The sequence below is a fragment of the Pseudomonas sp. Sample_22 genome, assembly GCF_004307635.1.
GTDB lineage: Bacteria > Pseudomonadota > Gammaproteobacteria > Pseudomonadales > Pseudomonadaceae > Aquipseudomonas.
In genome coordinates this window covers 1-15,959 of the sequence record NZ_RCNY01000093.1, presented here as the reverse complement: position 1 = coordinate 15,959, position 15,959 = coordinate 1, and the positions used below count along the sequence as shown (strand labels likewise).

9 protein-coding genes are annotated in these 15,959 nt (G+C 59.3%); 1 reads left to right on the top strand and 8 read right to left on the bottom strand.

The genetic code is table 11. The annotated features are described in order from the left end of the window. Nucleotides 1–503 precede the first annotated feature (503 nt). Nucleotides 504–1,391, bottom strand: coding sequence for a 3-hydroxyisobutyrate dehydrogenase (mmsB, locus tag D8U73_RS26680; protein ID WP_056854913.1), 888 nt, complete (start codon nt 1,389–1,391; stop codon nt 504–506). A 10-nt stretch (nt 1,392–1,401) separates the two neighbouring features. After that, entirely contained in the window at nt 1,402–2,928 is a 1,527-nt protein-coding gene (locus D8U73_RS26675; protein WP_056854912.1) for a CoA-acylating methylmalonate-semialdehyde dehydrogenase, read from the bottom strand. A 150-nt stretch (nt 2,929–3,078) separates the two neighbouring features. Here D8U73_RS26675 and D8U73_RS26670 point away from each other — a divergent pair, with 150 nt between their 5' ends. Further along, a complete protein-coding gene (locus D8U73_RS26670) occupies nt 3,079–4,026 on the top strand; it encodes a LysR family transcriptional regulator (RefSeq protein ID WP_056854911.1) in 948 nt (315 codons plus the stop codon). 19 nt (nt 4,027–4,045) lie between these two features. On the opposite strand, the gene D8U73_RS26665 is transcribed toward D8U73_RS26670, so the two are convergent. From D8U73_RS26665 to recC, 6 genes are all read right to left on the bottom strand, one after another. Beyond that, entirely contained in the window at nt 4,046–4,549 is a 504-nt protein-coding gene (locus tag D8U73_RS26665; protein ID WP_130906209.1) for an OmpA family protein, read from the bottom strand. Nucleotides 4,550–4,565: 16 nt separating this feature from the next. Further along, nucleotides 4,566–5,822: a diguanylate cyclase gene (locus D8U73_RS26660; protein ID WP_130906208.1), complete on the bottom strand. Its 1,257-nt coding sequence runs from the start codon at nt 5,820–5,822 to the stop codon at nt 4,566–4,568. Then, nucleotides 5,819–6,394: a YfiR family protein gene (locus tag D8U73_RS26655; RefSeq protein WP_056854908.1), complete on the bottom strand. Its 576-nt coding sequence runs from the start codon at nt 6,392–6,394 to the stop codon at nt 5,819–5,821. The genes D8U73_RS26660 and D8U73_RS26655 overlap by 4 nt, the downstream gene beginning before the upstream one ends. A gap of 119 nt (nt 6,395–6,513) precedes the next feature. Continuing rightward, nucleotides 6,514–8,622: an exodeoxyribonuclease V subunit alpha gene (gene recD / locus D8U73_RS26650; protein WP_130906207.1), complete on the bottom strand. Its 2,109-nt coding sequence runs from the start codon at nt 8,620–8,622 to the stop codon at nt 6,514–6,516. Continuing rightward, a complete protein-coding gene (gene recB / locus D8U73_RS26645) occupies nt 8,619–12,311 on the bottom strand; it encodes an exodeoxyribonuclease V subunit beta (RefSeq protein ID WP_130906206.1) in 3,693 nt (1,230 codons plus the stop codon). The genes recD and recB overlap by 4 nt, the downstream gene beginning before the upstream one ends. After that, nucleotides 12,308–15,760 carry an exodeoxyribonuclease V subunit gamma gene (gene recC, locus D8U73_RS26640; protein ID WP_130906205.1) on the bottom strand — a complete coding sequence of 1,151 codons (3,453 nt, stop codon included), beginning with the start codon at nt 15,758–15,760 and terminating at the stop codon, nt 12,308–12,310. Before recC ends, recB begins: the two co-directional genes overlap by 4 nt. Nucleotides 15,761–15,959 lie beyond the last annotated feature (199 nt).

The following is a 15,959-nucleotide window of genomic DNA, read 5'->3' as shown; positions in this document are numbered from 1 at the left end:
CAAGTATTTCGTGTTCGCCTGATGGAAAAAACCGGGAGATCACCCGACGTGATCTCCCGGTCAAAAAAACCTGCAGGGCAATACCAAACCTGTGGCGAGGGAGCTTGCTCCCGTTCGGCTGCGAAGCAGTCGTGAAATCAGCAGGCACGTTTTAGCTGAAACTGCGCATTTGCCTCATTCCGGGTCCGCTGCCGCGAACCAGCGGGAGCAAGCTCCCTCGCCACAAAAGTCTGCGTAAATAAGTGAAATGGGAGTACTGCCAAGTATTTCGTGTTCGCCTGATGGAAAAAACCGGGAGATCACCCGACGTGATCTCCCGGTCAAAAAAACCTGCAGGGCAATACCAAACCTGTGGCGAGGGAGCTTGCTCCCGTTCGGCTGCGAAGCAGTCGTGAAATCAGCAGGCAAGTTTTAGCTGAAACTGCGCATTTGCCTTATTTTGGGTCCGCTGCGCGAACCAGCGGGAGCAAGCTCCCTCGCCACAAAAGTTTTCGTAGCATCCGTTATTGCGGCTTGCGATAGCTGTTGATGATCGCCGAGAAGTCATTGCCACCTTCCCCACGCAGACTCATCGCCTGATACAACTGTTGGGCCACCGCGCCAAGCACCACTGGCTGGTGCGCCTGTCGCGCCGCTTCCGTCGCCAACCCCAGATCCTTGAGCATCAACTCGGCACCAAAGCCGCCGGTATAGCCACGTGACGCAGGCGCCGTTTCAACGATGCCCGGCCACGGGTTGTACATCTCCGAACTCCAGCACCGACCAGTAGAACTGTTGATGATGCCCGCCAGCACCTTGGTATCGATGCCCAAGGCATCGCCAAGCGCCATGGCTTCGCTGACGCCAACCATGGAAATTCCCAGCAGCAGGTTGTTGCAGATTTTAGCGATTTGCCCGGTGCCGACCTCGCCACAATGGACGATGTTGCGGCCCATCTGAGCGAGTACCGGTTGCAGGGTGGCGAACAGTTCCGGGGTGGCGCCAACCATGAAGGTCAGCGTCCCTGCCGCCGCACCGCCGGTGCCGCCGGAAACCGGCGCATCGGCCATGGCCACACCCTGTTTGGCTGCGGCGCTGGCGACGTCCCGCGCGGTCTGCGGATCGATAGTGCTGCAATCCACCGCCGGCACACCTTTGCCGATCCCGGCCAGCACGCCGTCTTCACCCAGCCACACGCTGCGTACATGCACGGCCGCCGGCAGCATGGTGATCACCAGTTCCGCCCCGTCAGCCGCTTCGCGGGCCGAAGCACTGATGCTGCCGCCCAGTTGCTCCAGCTCTGCCAGCACGGTTTTGTTCAGGTCGACCATACGCAAGGCATGGCCAGCCTTGATCAGGTTGCGCGCCATCGGCGCACCCATGTTGCCGAGACCGATAAAAGCGATTTTCATGTCCGGCTCCTCAACGCAAATTGATCGTGGTGTTCACACCGTCGTTGACGCTGTCATCATCGAACCAGCGACTGGTGACGGTCTTGGTCTGAGTGTAGAACTGCACCACTTGCTTGCCATACGGACCGAGGTCACCGAGCTTGGAGCCGCGCGATCCGGTGAAGCTGAAGAACGGCACCGGCACTGGAATCGGGATGTTGATACCGACCTGGCCAACATCGATTTCAGTCTGGAATTTACGCGCCGCCGCACCGCTCTGGGTGAACAGGCCAGTGCCGTTACCGAACGGGTTGGCATTGACCAGGGCGATGGCTTCATCAAGGGTGTTCACTTCCAGCACCACCAGCACCGGGCCGAAGATTTCCTGGGTGTAGATCTGCATGTCAGTGGTCACGCCGGAGAACAGGGTCGGGCCGACAAAGTTGCCTTTTTCGTAACCCGCAACCGAGATCTCGCGACCATCCAGTTCCAGCTTCGCGCCTTCCTTGATGCCGCTCTCGATGAGATCGAGAATCCGCGCCTTGGCTTTTTTCGAGATCACCGGACCGACGTCGGTACCCGGCTCGCTGCCGGCATTGACCTTGAGCTTCTGCGCCAGCGCCTTGAGGTCTGGCAGCCATTGCTTGGCCGCGCCCACCAGCACCACCACCGAGGTGGCCATGCAGCGTTGACCGGCCGCACCAAAACCGGCGCCCACCAATGCATTCAGCGCTTGTTCGCGATTGGCGTCCGGCAGCACCACAGCGTGGTTTTTGGCGCCCATCATCGATTGCACACGCTTGCCGTGTTTGCCGGCCAGGTCGTAAACGTGGGTACCGACGGCGGTCGAGCCGACGAAGGAAACCGCCTTGATGTCTTTGTGGGTGCAGAGCGCATCCACCACGTCCTTCCCGCCATGCACGACGTTGAGTACGCCAGCCGGAACCCCGGCTTCGATGGCCAGCTCCACCAGCAGCATGGTCGACATCGGGTCCTGTTCAGACGGTTTGAGCACGAAGGTGTTGCCGCAGGCGATGGCCATCGGGAACATCCACAGCGGAATCATCGCCGGGAAGTTGAACGGGGTGATGCCGGCGCACACGCCGATGGGTTGGCGCAGGGTGTAGGTATCGACACCGCCTGCGACGTTTTCAGCGAACTCGCCCATCTGCAGGCTGCCGATGGAACAAGCGTGCTCGACCACTTCCAGGCCTCGGAAAATATCGCCCTCAGCGTCGGCAATGGTTTTGCCCTGCTCGGCGCTCAGCACCACGGCGATACGCTTGGAGTGCTCGCGAATCAATGCCTGGAGCTTGAGCATGATGCGCATCCGCGCGCCGATCGGTGTCAGCTTCCAGGTCTGAAAGGCACGGTGCGCGGCGTCGATGGCGGCATCGACTTCTTCGGCGGTGGCAAACGGCACCTTGGCCAGGACTTGCTGGGTCGCCGGGTTGACGATGTCGTGCCACTCGGTGGATTTGGATTCGACCCACTCGCCGTCGATCAACAGCTTGACCTTTTGTACGGTGGTGTCGTTGGGCGTGAGCGATGCGTTCATGTGGGTCTCCTGGACGTTGTTTTTATCAGGGGAGCCAAGGCGAAAAGGTCGCCTTGAGATGAGGCGTGTGCCGCGATTTGTTTATCGGGCTGTTTTTGGAGTATAGATGTGCAAACTTCTAATAAGAACGCACATAAAAGCCGGTCCATCATGCAAAAAAACATCACGTCCTTAGGCTCGCTGAACTGGGATGACCTCAAGTTTTTCCTGGAAGTGGCTCGGACCCGCAAGGCCAGTACCGCGGCCAAGCGCCTGGCCGTCGACTACACCACGGTGTCGCGACGCATCAGTTCGCTGGAAGCCTCATTGGGAACTCTGCTGTTCGAGAAATCCCGGACCAGTGGCTTTGTCCTGACCGCTGAAGGTCAGCGTTTACTGGGATACGCCGAGGCAATCGAAAGCACGCTGCACATGGCGTGCGAACAGGTTTCAGGGTCTGGAGTGGCGTTGTCCGGACATGTGCGCATGGGCTGTACCGAAGGCTTTGGCAGCTTCTTCATCACGCCGCAGTTGAGCCATTTCGTCGACACCTACCCGGCGATCTCGGTAGACATCCTGCCGCTGCCGCACTTCATCAGCCTGTCCAAACGCGAAGCCGACATTGTCATCGCCCTGGAACGCCCGGAGCACGGCCCCTACGTCTGCTGCAAACTCTGCGACTATCGGTTGCAGCTGTACGCGACACAGGAATACCTGGATAAACACCCGCCGATCCGCCGTCCGACCGACCTGGCCGAGCACTCGTTTATCAGCTACGTCGACGACCTGGCGTTCAGCTCCGAGCTGCTGTACCTGGCCAACGTGCTCCCGGGCGCCAGCGCCAACTTGCGCAGCACCAGCGTGATCGCGCAGTTCGTGGCAGCGCAACAGGGACGATCACTGGCGATCCTGCCCTGCTTCCTCGCCGCTCAGGATCCGCGCTTGCTGCCGGTATTGCCGCAGGAGATCAACATCACCCGACAATTCTGGATGTACTGCCGCGAAGACCTGCGCAAGCTCAAGCGGATTACCCTGTTGTGGGATTACATCCGTGAGGTAACGGAGCTGAATGGCCCGTTGTTATTGGGTGAAACGCGGGAGTTGCTGTTTAACGAATGACTGGCCGAGGCCTGTGTCATCAATCGGCACTGACCACAATCGATACCCGTCGATTTTCAGTACGGCCGGTGGCGGTGTCGTTGGATGCCACGGGCTTGCTGCTGCCAAGGCCGCGCAACTGAATGTTTTGCTGCTGCATGCCGGCAGCAGCCAGAACGGTACCGACACTTTTTGCGCGGCGCAGGGAGAGTTGTTCGTTGTAGGCTTCTTTACCCGATGCGTCCGTATGACCATCGACTCTTACGCGCTCTATCCCGACGCCCAATAGCGACTTGCCAATGCGCTCGACAATCTGCGTGCTCTGCGGATTCAGGCTGTCAACATCACTGCCGAACAGCACTTTGCCAGACAGGCCAAATGCCCAGCCCTCATCGGTCAACTCGAAACCCTGCTGTTTCAAGACCGCTATCTGCGCCGGTGTCAGGCCTTTTTGCGGTGCAGTCTGGCAACCGCTCAGTGTCAATGCGGCCAGGATCAGCGGGAGAGTAAAAAGTCGAAAGGATCGGGAAAAAAATGAAAACACGGTACGAGCTCCTGAGTTAAACGTCGGCGACAGGGTGCTCCGACCCTGCCGTGTGCTGGGCGCCTCGGGCGAGGCGCTTGGCTTGGTACATCGCTTCGTCCGCTGCGTTGAGCAGCGTACCTGGGGTAACGCCATGATCGGGGTACACGGCGATACCGATACTGAGTGAGGTCTGTGCCTGGTGATCACCCGGCAACAGAATCGGCGCCTCCATGCTGGCAATGATCTTGTCGGCAATGCGCTCAGCGTCTTCGGTGGTGTGAAGTGGCGTCAACAGTACCGCAAACTCATCGCCGCCCAGGCGTGCCACCAGGTCATCTTCGCGCAGTTGGGCGCGAACCCGCTTGGCCACAGCCACCAACACTGCATCGCCAGCGGCATGACCATAGTTATCGTTGACTTCCTTGAACCGGTCGCTGTCGAGAAACAGCACAGCGACTCGCTCGTCGAGCTTGTTGGCATTGCGCAGCGCGCGCGTCAGCCGACCTTCGAAAAACGCCCGGTTCGGCAAGCCCGTCAGGCTGTCATGACTGGCCTGGTGAGCCAGGGTCTCGTTCTCGTTCTGCAGATGGGTCTGCCAGGATTCAAGTTCATCGAGCAAGGCATTGAAGTCGCTGCCAAGGTTATCGAGTTCGGCAATGGTTGCGGCAGGTACGCGCCGATCGAATGCCCTCTCACTGCGAGCAGCATGAGCAACAGAAGCCAGGCTGCGCAAGGGGCCGATGATGCCGCGAAGTTGTCGACGCGCCAGATAGAGCGCGACCCACGCACTGATGGCGGTGCACAGGACAATACCCACCAGACCACTGAGCAAGAAGCGCATCAGGCTGCCGCCATGCCCGATGAGCACAATGCTGCCAATCTGCCGATCCTGGTGAACGATCGGCATGTTGATCGGCTTTTCCAGAAAAACCTTGGCCAACTGCATTTCGAGGTCGGACAGCAAACCGGTTTCCGGTCGCTGCCAACGAGCAAGCAGCCGGCCCTGCATGTCCAGAACCTGGGCGTCGGCTACCTCTTCGGTGGAGGCGATCAGGGCCAATGCCTCAGTGGCCGCGGATTTGTCATTGAACACCACCGCAGCTTCCACGGTGTAATTGATCGAGCGCGCGATCAAATGCAGGTTGTGATCGGCGTACACCCGCAAGGCCAAAACACCCAGCAGCGTCAGTGAAACGCTGGCCATGGCCACACCCACCAGCGCGACGATCAAATGACCACGACCGATGACCGAGCGCAGGGTCGGACGAGTCCCCGGCTTGAACAGGCTCATGTCGCCGCCGGTTTGCGACGGGACAATTGCAGTACGCTCGGATGAATACGCACTCCGCTGCGGGCAACCGAGTCGAGGTTGACCTCGAAAGACACCTGATCGTCGGTGACGCGCAGACAGAAAAGACTGCCGACCGTGCACTGATCATCGCTTTCGCTGATGCTCAACACCGGGCGCCCTGTAAGCGAGGCGAACAGCCGACTGCGTTCGTCACTGGTCAGTTTGCCGATGTACACCGCATTGCATTCACCCGCGATGGACGGGTTGTCCGCCAACAGTCGTTGCACCGTCACGGGCCGACCTGTCGCCTGGGTCGTGCCTTTGACCAGATCGTCAGTGTACTCAGTGGGGCCAACGACACAGAGGCGCAGTTGCGCAGGCTCGACCGGCCAACGGGCGTAACTGAGAATTCCCAGCACCACCTGAGTCACTGACTCGGCACGCTGGTCGGCCATGCTCGACGGGGTTTGCGGCTGAGCGAAAGCGGCAGCCGACAGCAAGCTGAGAAGCCCGGCGAGCAGTGCTTTTTTGCAGTCAGCGATACGCTCTGTCGCCCGGACAGCCACCTTCATGCAGGGATACTCTTCGATCGTTACCAGATGATGCCGCAACGATAGCATAGCGGCGTAACGCCAGCGAGGCCGCGCATTACGGCACTTCGGACAGTGTGCATAGCCTCGCGCCGCTGCTTTCAATCCGTCGTATAGCTGCTCTCTTTCAGCTCCAGCATCAGCCCACTCAAACGCTTGACCTTGCGCCTCACCGCCTCTTCAAACACGCCGGCGCGCGGTTCGATCAATGTGAACCAGTCCTTGGCGCGAGTGATACCGGTATAGATCAGCTCCTTGGTCAGCACCGGGTTCAGCGCGTCGGGAAGAATCAACGCAGTGTGGGCAAATTCGGAGCCTTGGGACTTGTGCACAGTCATGGCATACACGGTTTCAACGTCATTGAGCCGACTCGGCAAGACAAAACGCACACCGCCCTGGCCGTCGTTGCGTGGAAACGCCACTCGAAGCACCTGTCGACCAGCTTGCGGCCCCTCACGTTCGGGAAGCTTGAGTGCAATGCCGATGTCGCCGTTCATCAAGCCCAGGCCATAATCATTTCGGGTCATCAAGACTGGTCGGCCTTCGTACCACTGCTGGTCACTGTCGATCAAACGCGCTTTGAGCAGTGCATCAGTGACTCGCTGGTTCAGCCCCTCCACGCCCCAAGGCCCCTTGCGAACGGCGCATAACAACTGAAAGGCGTCGAAGGCTTGCAAGACCTGTCGGGCCCAGTCGATCCAGCGCGGATCATCGTATGGACAATCAAGCGCCGGCCGTTGATTGCGCAGCAGGTTCAGATAATGCCGGTAGCCTTGTGCGCCCTCACCATGGCCCTCGAGCAACAAACGCTCCAGCGCCCGGTCCTGTTCATTTTTGAGAGACAGGCTGAATACATCGTCGTGGCTGCGCACCGTCAACAGCTTGCGCGCTTCCTCCGGTTGTTGCTGGTTCACCCAGCGGGCCAACTGGCCAATACCACTGCCCTCGCCGAAGCGCCGCGAGTGACGCAACATCACCACTTGCTGGGCGAGTGGATGCGTACCCTGGGTGTCTTCCTGCAATCCGCTGGTGTCCAGATTTTCGCCACTGACCGCCTCCAGCCATTGGCGTGTCTGCGGGCTATACCAGCCAGCCTCGGCATCACGGCACAGATCGCCCAGCACTGCGCCGGCTTCCACCGATGCCAACTGGTCCTTATCCCCCAGCAATACCAGACGAGCATGAGCCGGCAATGCATCGAGCAGGTTAGCCATCATTTCCAGGTCAATCATCGATGCTTCGTCCACCACCAACACATCCAGTGGTAAGCGATTGCCGGCATGGTGGCGAAAATGTCGCGTCCCCGGACGACTGCCGAGCAGGCGGTGAACCGTGGTGACATCGGACGGGATTTTTTCGCGAATGGCTTCGGTGACTTTCAACGTTCGGACTTGCTGGCTGATGGACTCCGTCAGCCGCGCTGCAGCCTTGCCGGTTGGTGCGGCGAGACGAATGCGCAACGGCTTGCCAGCCTCGACGGCCGGTGCCTGGAGCAACGCCAACAAGCGCACAACTGTAGTGGTCTTGCCGGTTCCCGGACCACCGGTGACGATACTGAAAGCGCCGCGAGTGGCCAGGGCACAGGCAAGTTTCTGCCAGTCGATGACCTCACCCGGCCTGGCTGGGCCGAACAAACCGGTGAGACGCTCGAACAAATCCTCCGGTGCGGCCTCATGCGTCGCCAGGCGCTCGCGCAGTGAGTTGTCGATACGCCGCTCATAAGCCCAATAGCGGCGCAGGTACAGACGCTTGCCCGATAACACCAACGGCCGTGTCTGCACGCTTTCTCGTTCGTCGGCGGCCAAGGCAACCAGACTGCTTGCCGCCAGAACCTTGCACCAATGGGCGCCATCCAGCGCTTGCAGTAACTGTGAAGGCAGCAACATCACACCACTCTGAAGATCGCCTTCCGGAGGCAACGACAGGGCGAAGTCAGGCTCTTTCAGTGTCTCGAACAGGTCCAGGCAAACATGCCCGTGCCCCAATTGGTGGCTGGTCAACGCCGCCGCCAGCAGCACCAAAGGGTCATCGTCCGGTGCCAGCTCATGAAGAAACGCCACGAAGGCTTTATCCAGTGCTCGCAGCCAGCCACGCTCGACCCAACGAGTCAGCAGCAACAACAGATCGTCCGCACAATTCAGAGGCGCCAGGTCCGCGAAGCTGTCCGCCGCCAATGAAGTGGGCAGCAAATCGGCGAAGGTGCGGCTCATAACAATACTCCCTGTTCCCACGCGGGTTCTGCCTTGGGCTCCGGTTTACCCTGAAACATCCGGTCCAGCCGCTCGATCAATTCTCTGGGTGGCCGGGCAAAATAAACGCCACGACTGGATGCCCGCGTCCCGCGCAGGAAAATGTACAACGCACCGCCGACATGCCGATCGTAATCGTAATCAGCCAGCCGGGCCTTGAGCTGACGATGCAGGGCCAACAGGTACAACACGTATTGCAGGTCGTAGCGATTGTCGAGAATCGACTGCTCCATGGCCTGCTCGGTATAGGCCAGGTCGTCGACCCCGAGCCAGTTGGATTTGTAGTCGGCGACGTAATAGCGGCCATCGTGTTCGAACGTCAGGTCGATGAAACCCTTGAACATGCCATTGAGCAACACCGGCTCGGCGGCCACTCGGGCCACGCCGTTGTGCGTGTACTGGCGCACCAGCGCATCGAGCTTGAGTACATCAACCTTGTGACTGGCAAACCAGAATTCCATTTCGACCTGATACTGGCTCAACTGCTCGAAAATCACCGGCGCCTTTCCCGCACCTACGGGCAGCGGCGATTTGAGCAGATGCACAAGCCAGTCACTCAGCGTAGTGATCCAGCCTTCCCAGCCACGCCGATTGCAACGACGGGCAATCGCATCTTCCACCGTTTGTGGATTGGCAGAAAAACCTTCATCGCCAGCCCATTCAAGCAAACCATGAAGGAAAGTGCCCGGGTTCGGGCCGCGAGGGAATCGATGAATATCGGCACCGCCGGCCGCCATCTCCCGGGGTGCCTGTGGATCGAGGCGTTCGTCATCGAACAGCTTCTGCGCCTGCGGACTCTCGGGCGCTTCGTCTGTCCCCACGCTCAGGATGTCGCTGATGCGCAAGGCGCTGTAAGAGGCGATCCACCAGTTCTCGGCCGCCTTGCGTAGCGGGATCAATGGTGTGAGCAATGCAGCTGTGTTCAGCGGTGGATGGTAATGCTCGCTGGTTGCTTCCGGCATTTCGCTGCAACTGATTGCCGGACAGCCTTGTTGCAGCTCCCGCAACCAGATGCTCAAGCCCGCCGATTCGCTCAATGAACGACCGCCGCCCAACAGATACCCCAGCGCCGACAAGTGCAGCACCGAGCTGTTGTTACTGCCACGCTTGAGATCCGCCACGCCCAACCAGCAAGCATGTTGCGCCCGGGTCAGGGCGACGTACAGCAAGCGCAAATCCTCCGCCAGGCGTTCCTGGTCGGCCAGGGCGATCAATTCAGGCGTAGGGTTCAAAGTGATCTGGGCCTTGCCCGTGGCATCGTGGTAATGCAAAGGCAGTCGACTGCCATCCACCGGTTTTGCCGAGCAAATGAACGGCAGGAACACCAAGGGATACTCAAGCCCCTTGGACTTGTGAATGGTCACGACCTTGACCAGTTGCTCGTCGCTCTCCAAGCGCAGGATCTGCTCTTCGCCGGCTTGACCGGACAACGCCAGATGCTCGGACAAGTGCCGGATCAGGGCCTGCTCACCGTCCAGTTCGGCGGCCGCCTGTTGCAGCAATTCGGACAGGTGCAAAAGGTTGGTCAACACCCGCTCGCCGTCGCTGCGGGCGATTAACGTCTGGGGAAGCCGGAAGTCATGCAGCAAGCGTCGCAGCATCGGCAGTACACCCTGCTTGCGCCACAACTCGCGATAGCCACGGAACTGCATGACCCGGGATTCCCAGGCCAGTTCGTCCTGGTTCAACTGCTCAAGGTCCGTCAATGACAGATTGAGTGTGATGCTGGCCAGCGCGGCACGCAGCGGACGTTCGACATCGGGCTCGGCGCAGGCTTTCAGCCATGTCAGTACGTCATGCGCTTCCTGTGCAGCGAACACCGAGTCCTTGTCCGACAAGTAGACACTGCGCACACCGCGGGCAGTTAGTTCGGCACGCACGGCCTGCGCTTCCTTGCCATCGCGCACCAGAATGGCGATGTCCGCAGGCATCAGCCCTACCAGATCCCGATCGTCACGTGCGAAGCCTACACGCCCCTGTTGCCCGCCATTGAGCAAGGCGGTGATTTCACTGGCGCACGCGGCGGCCAGTTGTTGACGGTAAACAGCACCAGACAATGGTTGCTCGGCGGACAACTGCCAGATGTTCAGCGCCGGGACGGTTTGCCCATTGCTCTGCAGAACTTCCTTGCGCCCCTGCGATGCCACAGGCTGGAACGGCACCGGATTTTCACCATTGCCTTCACGGAACAGAAATGCCCCACGCCCCGATTCGCGCGACTCGGCACAGTCGAACACATGGTTCACTGCGCGGACCATGCCATGGCTGGAGCGGAAGTTGGTGCCCAGGGTATGCAGGCGTCCGGTGGTTGCCTGTCGCGCGCGAAGATAGGTGTAGATATCCGCGCCACGGAATGCATAGATCGCCTGTTTCGGGTCACCAATCAGGAACAGCCCGCTGTCGGGACTATTGTCTTCAATACGATAGATGCGCTCGAAAATCCGGTACTGCACCGGGTCCGTGTCCTGGAATTCGTCGATCAACGCCACGGGGAACTGTTCACGGATCAGGGTCGCCAACCGTTCACCGCCATCTGACTGCAACGCCGCATCGAGGCGCAGCAACATGTCGTCAAAGCCCATTTCCGCGCGGCGACGCTTTTCCTCCTCGAACCGCGTGCCGACCCAATGGGCGGCGTGTTGCAGCACAGCGGCATCTGGCGTCGGCAAGTTGTCGAGACAGGCTTTCAACCCGGGCATGGCGTCCAGCCCCGGATGATTGGGGACCTCACCTTTTTTCCAGGCCTCGGCCATACCTTCGGGGGTCAGTCGAGTGAAACCGGTGCCGATGTCCAGTTGCTCAAGGGTTTCATCGTCGGCCCAGGCTTTGATCTTTTCGAACCAGGGTTCGAAATAACGTGCCTGCATCTTGCGGCCGTCGACACTTTTGCTGACAACCCCTTCGTGGCAAATCATCAGTAGCTCGTCGGCCCACTGACGCCAGGGCAGCTTGAGTTCGACCAACGCAGCCCGGCGCTCTTGCAAACACTCGGTAATCAACTCGGCGGGAGCCTTGCCTTCGACGTTGTCGCGCTCGCTGGCAAACAGTCCACGAACCTGCGGTAGCAAAGCGGCTGGCCCGCCCCAGTTGGCGCGTACCCAGTTCAGCGCATCGCCCTGCATCGGGTAGCAAAACAATCGCCAATAGTCGCGCAACACTTCGCCCAACAGGTCGCTGTGATCGGTTTCCAGTGTTTGAGTAAAAAGACTGCCGCTGTCGAATGCGTGTTCACGCAACATGCGCTGACACCAGCTGTGAATGGTCGAGACCGCGGCTTCATCCATCCATTGGGCGGCAATGTCCAGGCGATTTGCGCAACCGGACCACTGCTCTGGCGGATACTGGTCACGCAACTCGGCAATCAGGCTGTCGGGCGACGGTGTTTCATCGCGGAAAAATCGAGCGGCTTGCGCCAACCGGGCACGAATGCGCTCACGCAACTCTTTGGTGGCGGCATCGGTAAAGGTCACAACGAGGATTTGCGGAGGTAAAAGCTCACGTCCAAACCCGTTGGACTCCACGCCATGGCCAAGAACCAGGCGCAGGTAAAGCGCAGAAATAGTGAACGTCTTGCCGGTCCCGGCGCTGGCTTCGATCAACTGACTGCCGCGTAGCGGGAACGCGAGGGCGAGCGGTGTCTGGGTACTCATGAGCGCCCCTCCTCGGTGGACAAGGAACGCCAGGGCGCCTCAAGCAACGGTCGATAAAGCGCGTCACACCAATCGGTAAACGTCTCATCGGCGACCAACGCGTCGTAGTCGGCGAACTGACGAACCAGCGCCACACTTTCACGGCGTTCCCCATCAGTGTTCACGCCGTCACCTTCATAGGCCTTGCGCGCTGCCGCTTCGGCTTTGACCGGGTCACTCTGACCCAGCCAGGCAAAGGCTGTTTTCACTGCCACAGGAAGTGGCTGACGCATGCCTGACTGCCAGGCCAACAACAAGTCCCCCAGAATGCGACGCGCGGGTTCCGCATCCATTGGAGCGAGCAGCAGACTGTCATCACTGGCCACCAGCGCGGTGGTCATCGACAAACCACTTGCGCAAGCGACCAAATGATTGACCCAGGGTCGGATCAGGCGATGCCATTTACGAGACTTGATCGCCCCAATGCTGTTGGGGATCGTGGTGATGGACAGCAAACCACCATCAGTCCGTTGATGCAGGCCACTGAGCCAACCTTCGATACGCAGGGCATGCAACTCCAGGCTCACCGGCAGTGCGCTGGTGAGTCGCGTTGGCCACAAGGTCAGCAACTGCTGATAGCGTTGCAGCAAATCCGGCAACGGCTCGATCAATTCCCGTTGAAGGCACTCACCGAATCCTGCCATTGGCAGCAGACCGCCGTTTTGTAGACGCCGGGCTTGTACCTCCAGCGCCTGATCGCTGTTTTCCAGGTCTGCCAGTCCCGCTTCCAGCAAACTGTCGCTGAGGCTGTATCGCTGCAACGCATCCAGGACAAATGGTTCCTCATCCGCCAAAGGCACTTGGGCCGACTCAAAGAACACCTTCAACCGCTGACTGAAAAAATGTCGCACAGGGTTGCGCAGGAAATCCTGCAGTTGACCGAGACTGAGTGGTTCATCTTGCACGTGGGCATCAAGCCGCTCGATATCAGCCGATTGTTCCGCAAATTTATGCAGCACCTGCCATTCGCTGGCGTAACTGAACAGCTCATCGCCTTCATGAAAGTAGCGGGCGCTGAAAGGTTGTAGAGGGTGTTCCTGCGTGATCGCTTCGAGCAGGTCTTCACTATCCTGGGCCAGTCGCCAACCGCTCGCCAGGTGATCACGCAACTGACCAATCAGTACCGACGCTGGGCGCTCGCTGTTGTCGCGAATGCTGCGGCCGACCCAACTGATATAAAGCTGATCACGGGCCGACAACAGCGCCTCCAGCAGCAGGTAGCGGTCGTCTTCGCGGCGCGAGCGATCGCCGGGGCGGTAATCACTTCCCATCAGGTCAAAGTCCAGCGGCGGTTGTGCACGCGGATAATCACCGTCATTCATACCCAGCAAGCAGACCAATTTGAAAGGGATCGCCCGCATGGGCATCAAGGTGCAGAAGTTGACAGCACCGGCCAGAAAGCGCTGAGACAATCGCCCTTGATCAAGCCCCGCAAGCCAGGCTTCACGGACGACAGTCAGCGGCAAATCGTCTTGCAAGCCTACCGCCTCGCAGTTCTCGAGCCAGGCTTCACGCAACTCTTCAAGCTGAGTCAACACGTAGTCGTCGTGCTCGTTACTGGCCTGGAAAAACAACGACACCAATGCCTGCAGCCGCAAACTCCACTGCTGGGGTGATGCCGGCTGCGTCAGTTCCCGGTGCGCAATTTCCAGCGCATCAAGCAGCGCAACCAACGGGCCGATGAGTGCAGCATCAAGCCCGCCGATCTCGTCATAGGGCTCGATGCCTTCACAGGCACTGGCGCTACCGACGGCATACCCGAGCAACATCCGCCGCAGACCAAAACGCCAACTGTTTTGCTCAAGAGCTTGCGGCAAGCCGAGACCGGCACGTTGCTCGGCATTCATGCCCCAACGAATGCCAGCTCCTTCGATCCAGCGGTGCAAGGTTGGTAGATCGCGCTCCTCTACTCCAAACCGTGCGCGCAATGCAGGAACATCCAGCAGATCAAGGATCTCGCTGACCGGGAAACGGCTGTCAGGGAGCTTGAGCAAATGTTCGATAGCGATCAGTAATGGATCACGGCCACGCTGGCCCTGGTCGGCAAGCGTGAACGGAATGAATCGCGGGTCTTGTCGCTCCAGCTGACCAAACACCGCGCGAATGTGCGGTGCATAACTGTCGATATCCGGGACCATGACAATGACATCGCGAGGGCGCAATTGTGGATCGGCACTGAAACGCGCCAGTAACTGATCGTGCAGTATCTCTACTTCTCGTTGTGCGCTATGGGCGATGTGAAACCGGATGGATTGATCTGCATCCAGATCTACAGCCGGCCAGCGTTCACGGGTTTCATTCAGGGGACGTAACTCGAGGATGTCGTCCTGCAACTGATTGAGCATGTTCAGCGGCTGGCTGTCGCTGAACAGATCAATGCGGCCATCACGGAAGGCCGAACGATAGCTGTTGGGGTCGTCGTAGCTGTCCAGCAGGTTGATGTAGTCTCGTCCTTGCTTGCCCCACGCCGCCAAGAGTGGATGGGCATGTTGATGAAGCGTTTGGGAGTCGAGGACAACCGGCATTCCGCTTTTGCGTGCCTGGCGCTTGTATTGATGCCGCAACAAGTCCTTATCGGCGACGATGTCGGCCCAATGGTGGCGACATGGATTATGAACGCACAGCAGAACCTGACTGAAACGGGCCAGCCCCGCCAATGCTTCCAGGGCTTGGGCCGGCAGAGAAGAAATCCCGAATACGATGACTCGTGAAGGTAACCCGGGTGGGGCCACATCGAGGCTGTTGATACGCTCGACAAAGCGCTGATGGACGCCGGCTCGGCTTTGCGCCATGCCCTCTTCACCCACATCCAGCAACAGAGCACGCCACAACTGCGCTTGCCAGTAATTGGCAGCAGTCAGCGGTTTCGGCTCGCCTCTTGCGTTACGTAACTGATGCCGACCTTCCGCCCAGTCTTCGAGCCAGTCGGCGCGGTACACCTGATACTGGTCGAACAAATCAGCCAGCCGCTCGGCTAACTGGTAGCGTTTACGCAGATCATTGTCGTTGGTCAGAAAACGCTGTAGCGGTTCGAAGTGAGGTTCATTGATTAACTGCGGAAGCAGGCGCATCAGACGCCAGGTCAACGGGGATTTATCGAGCAGAGACTTGGCCGGAATTTCGTCGCGTCCAAGGACCATGCGATAGAGTTGCCACATGAAACTGCCAGGCAACTGCACGTCGATGGCGGCGGCGATTCCACAGCCGCCCATATCGTCATCTTCAGCGTCTTCAGCCAAAGCCAGCTTCAGCCATTGCGCAATGCCGTTGCTCTGCACCAGGGCAATTTCATTTTCCAGGGGAGCCAGCGGGTAGCGCCGCATCCAGCTCACCACCAGGCTGCGTAACTCGTCCAGGCGGTTGCCGTGAACCACCATAAAACCAGCACTGAGGGACGTTGCGTCCGGCATAAAGGCTTCCTTGGAAAATACAAACGCTAGGGCCGAACCTTAGCATTGTCGGGACATGCTGACAGCGAAGACGTGCCCGGCTTTGCTGTAAGAACTTTCCTGCGGACAAAACAAAACCCCAACTGCTTTCGCAATTGGGGTTTTGGAATTTAATCTTGACGATGACCTACTCTCACATGGGGAAACCCCACACTACCAT

Bases quoted from the DNA above. Each gene is read 5' to 3' on its own strand.
- D8U73_RS26655 (WP_056854908.1), bottom strand. From the start codon at position 6,394: ATGAAGGTGGCTGTCCGGGCGACAGAGCGTATCGCTGACTGCAAAAAA.
- D8U73_RS26660 (WP_130906208.1), bottom strand. From the start codon at position 5,822: ATGAGCCTGTTCAAGCCGGGGACTCGTCCGACCCTGCGCTCGGTCATC.
- recB (WP_130906206.1), bottom strand. From the start codon at position 12,311: ATGAGTACCCAGACACCGCTCGCCCTCGCGTTCCCGCTACGCGGCAGT.
- recD (WP_130906207.1), bottom strand. From the start codon at position 8,622: ATGAGCCGCACCTTCGCCGATTTGCTGCCCACTTCATTGGCGGCGGAC.
- mmsB (WP_056854913.1), bottom strand. From the start codon at position 1,391: ATGAAAATCGCTTTTATCGGTCTCGGCAACATGGGTGCGCCGATGGCG.
- D8U73_RS26670 (WP_056854911.1), top strand. From the start codon at position 3,079: ATGCAAAAAAACATCACGTCCTTAGGCTCGCTGAACTGGGATGACCTC.
- D8U73_RS26675 (WP_056854912.1), bottom strand. From the start codon at position 2,928: ATGAACGCATCGCTCACGCCCAACGACACCACCGTACAAAAGGTCAAG.
- recC (WP_130906205.1), bottom strand. From the start codon at position 15,760: ATGCCGGACGCAACGTCCCTCAGTGCTGGTTTTATGGTGGTTCACGGC.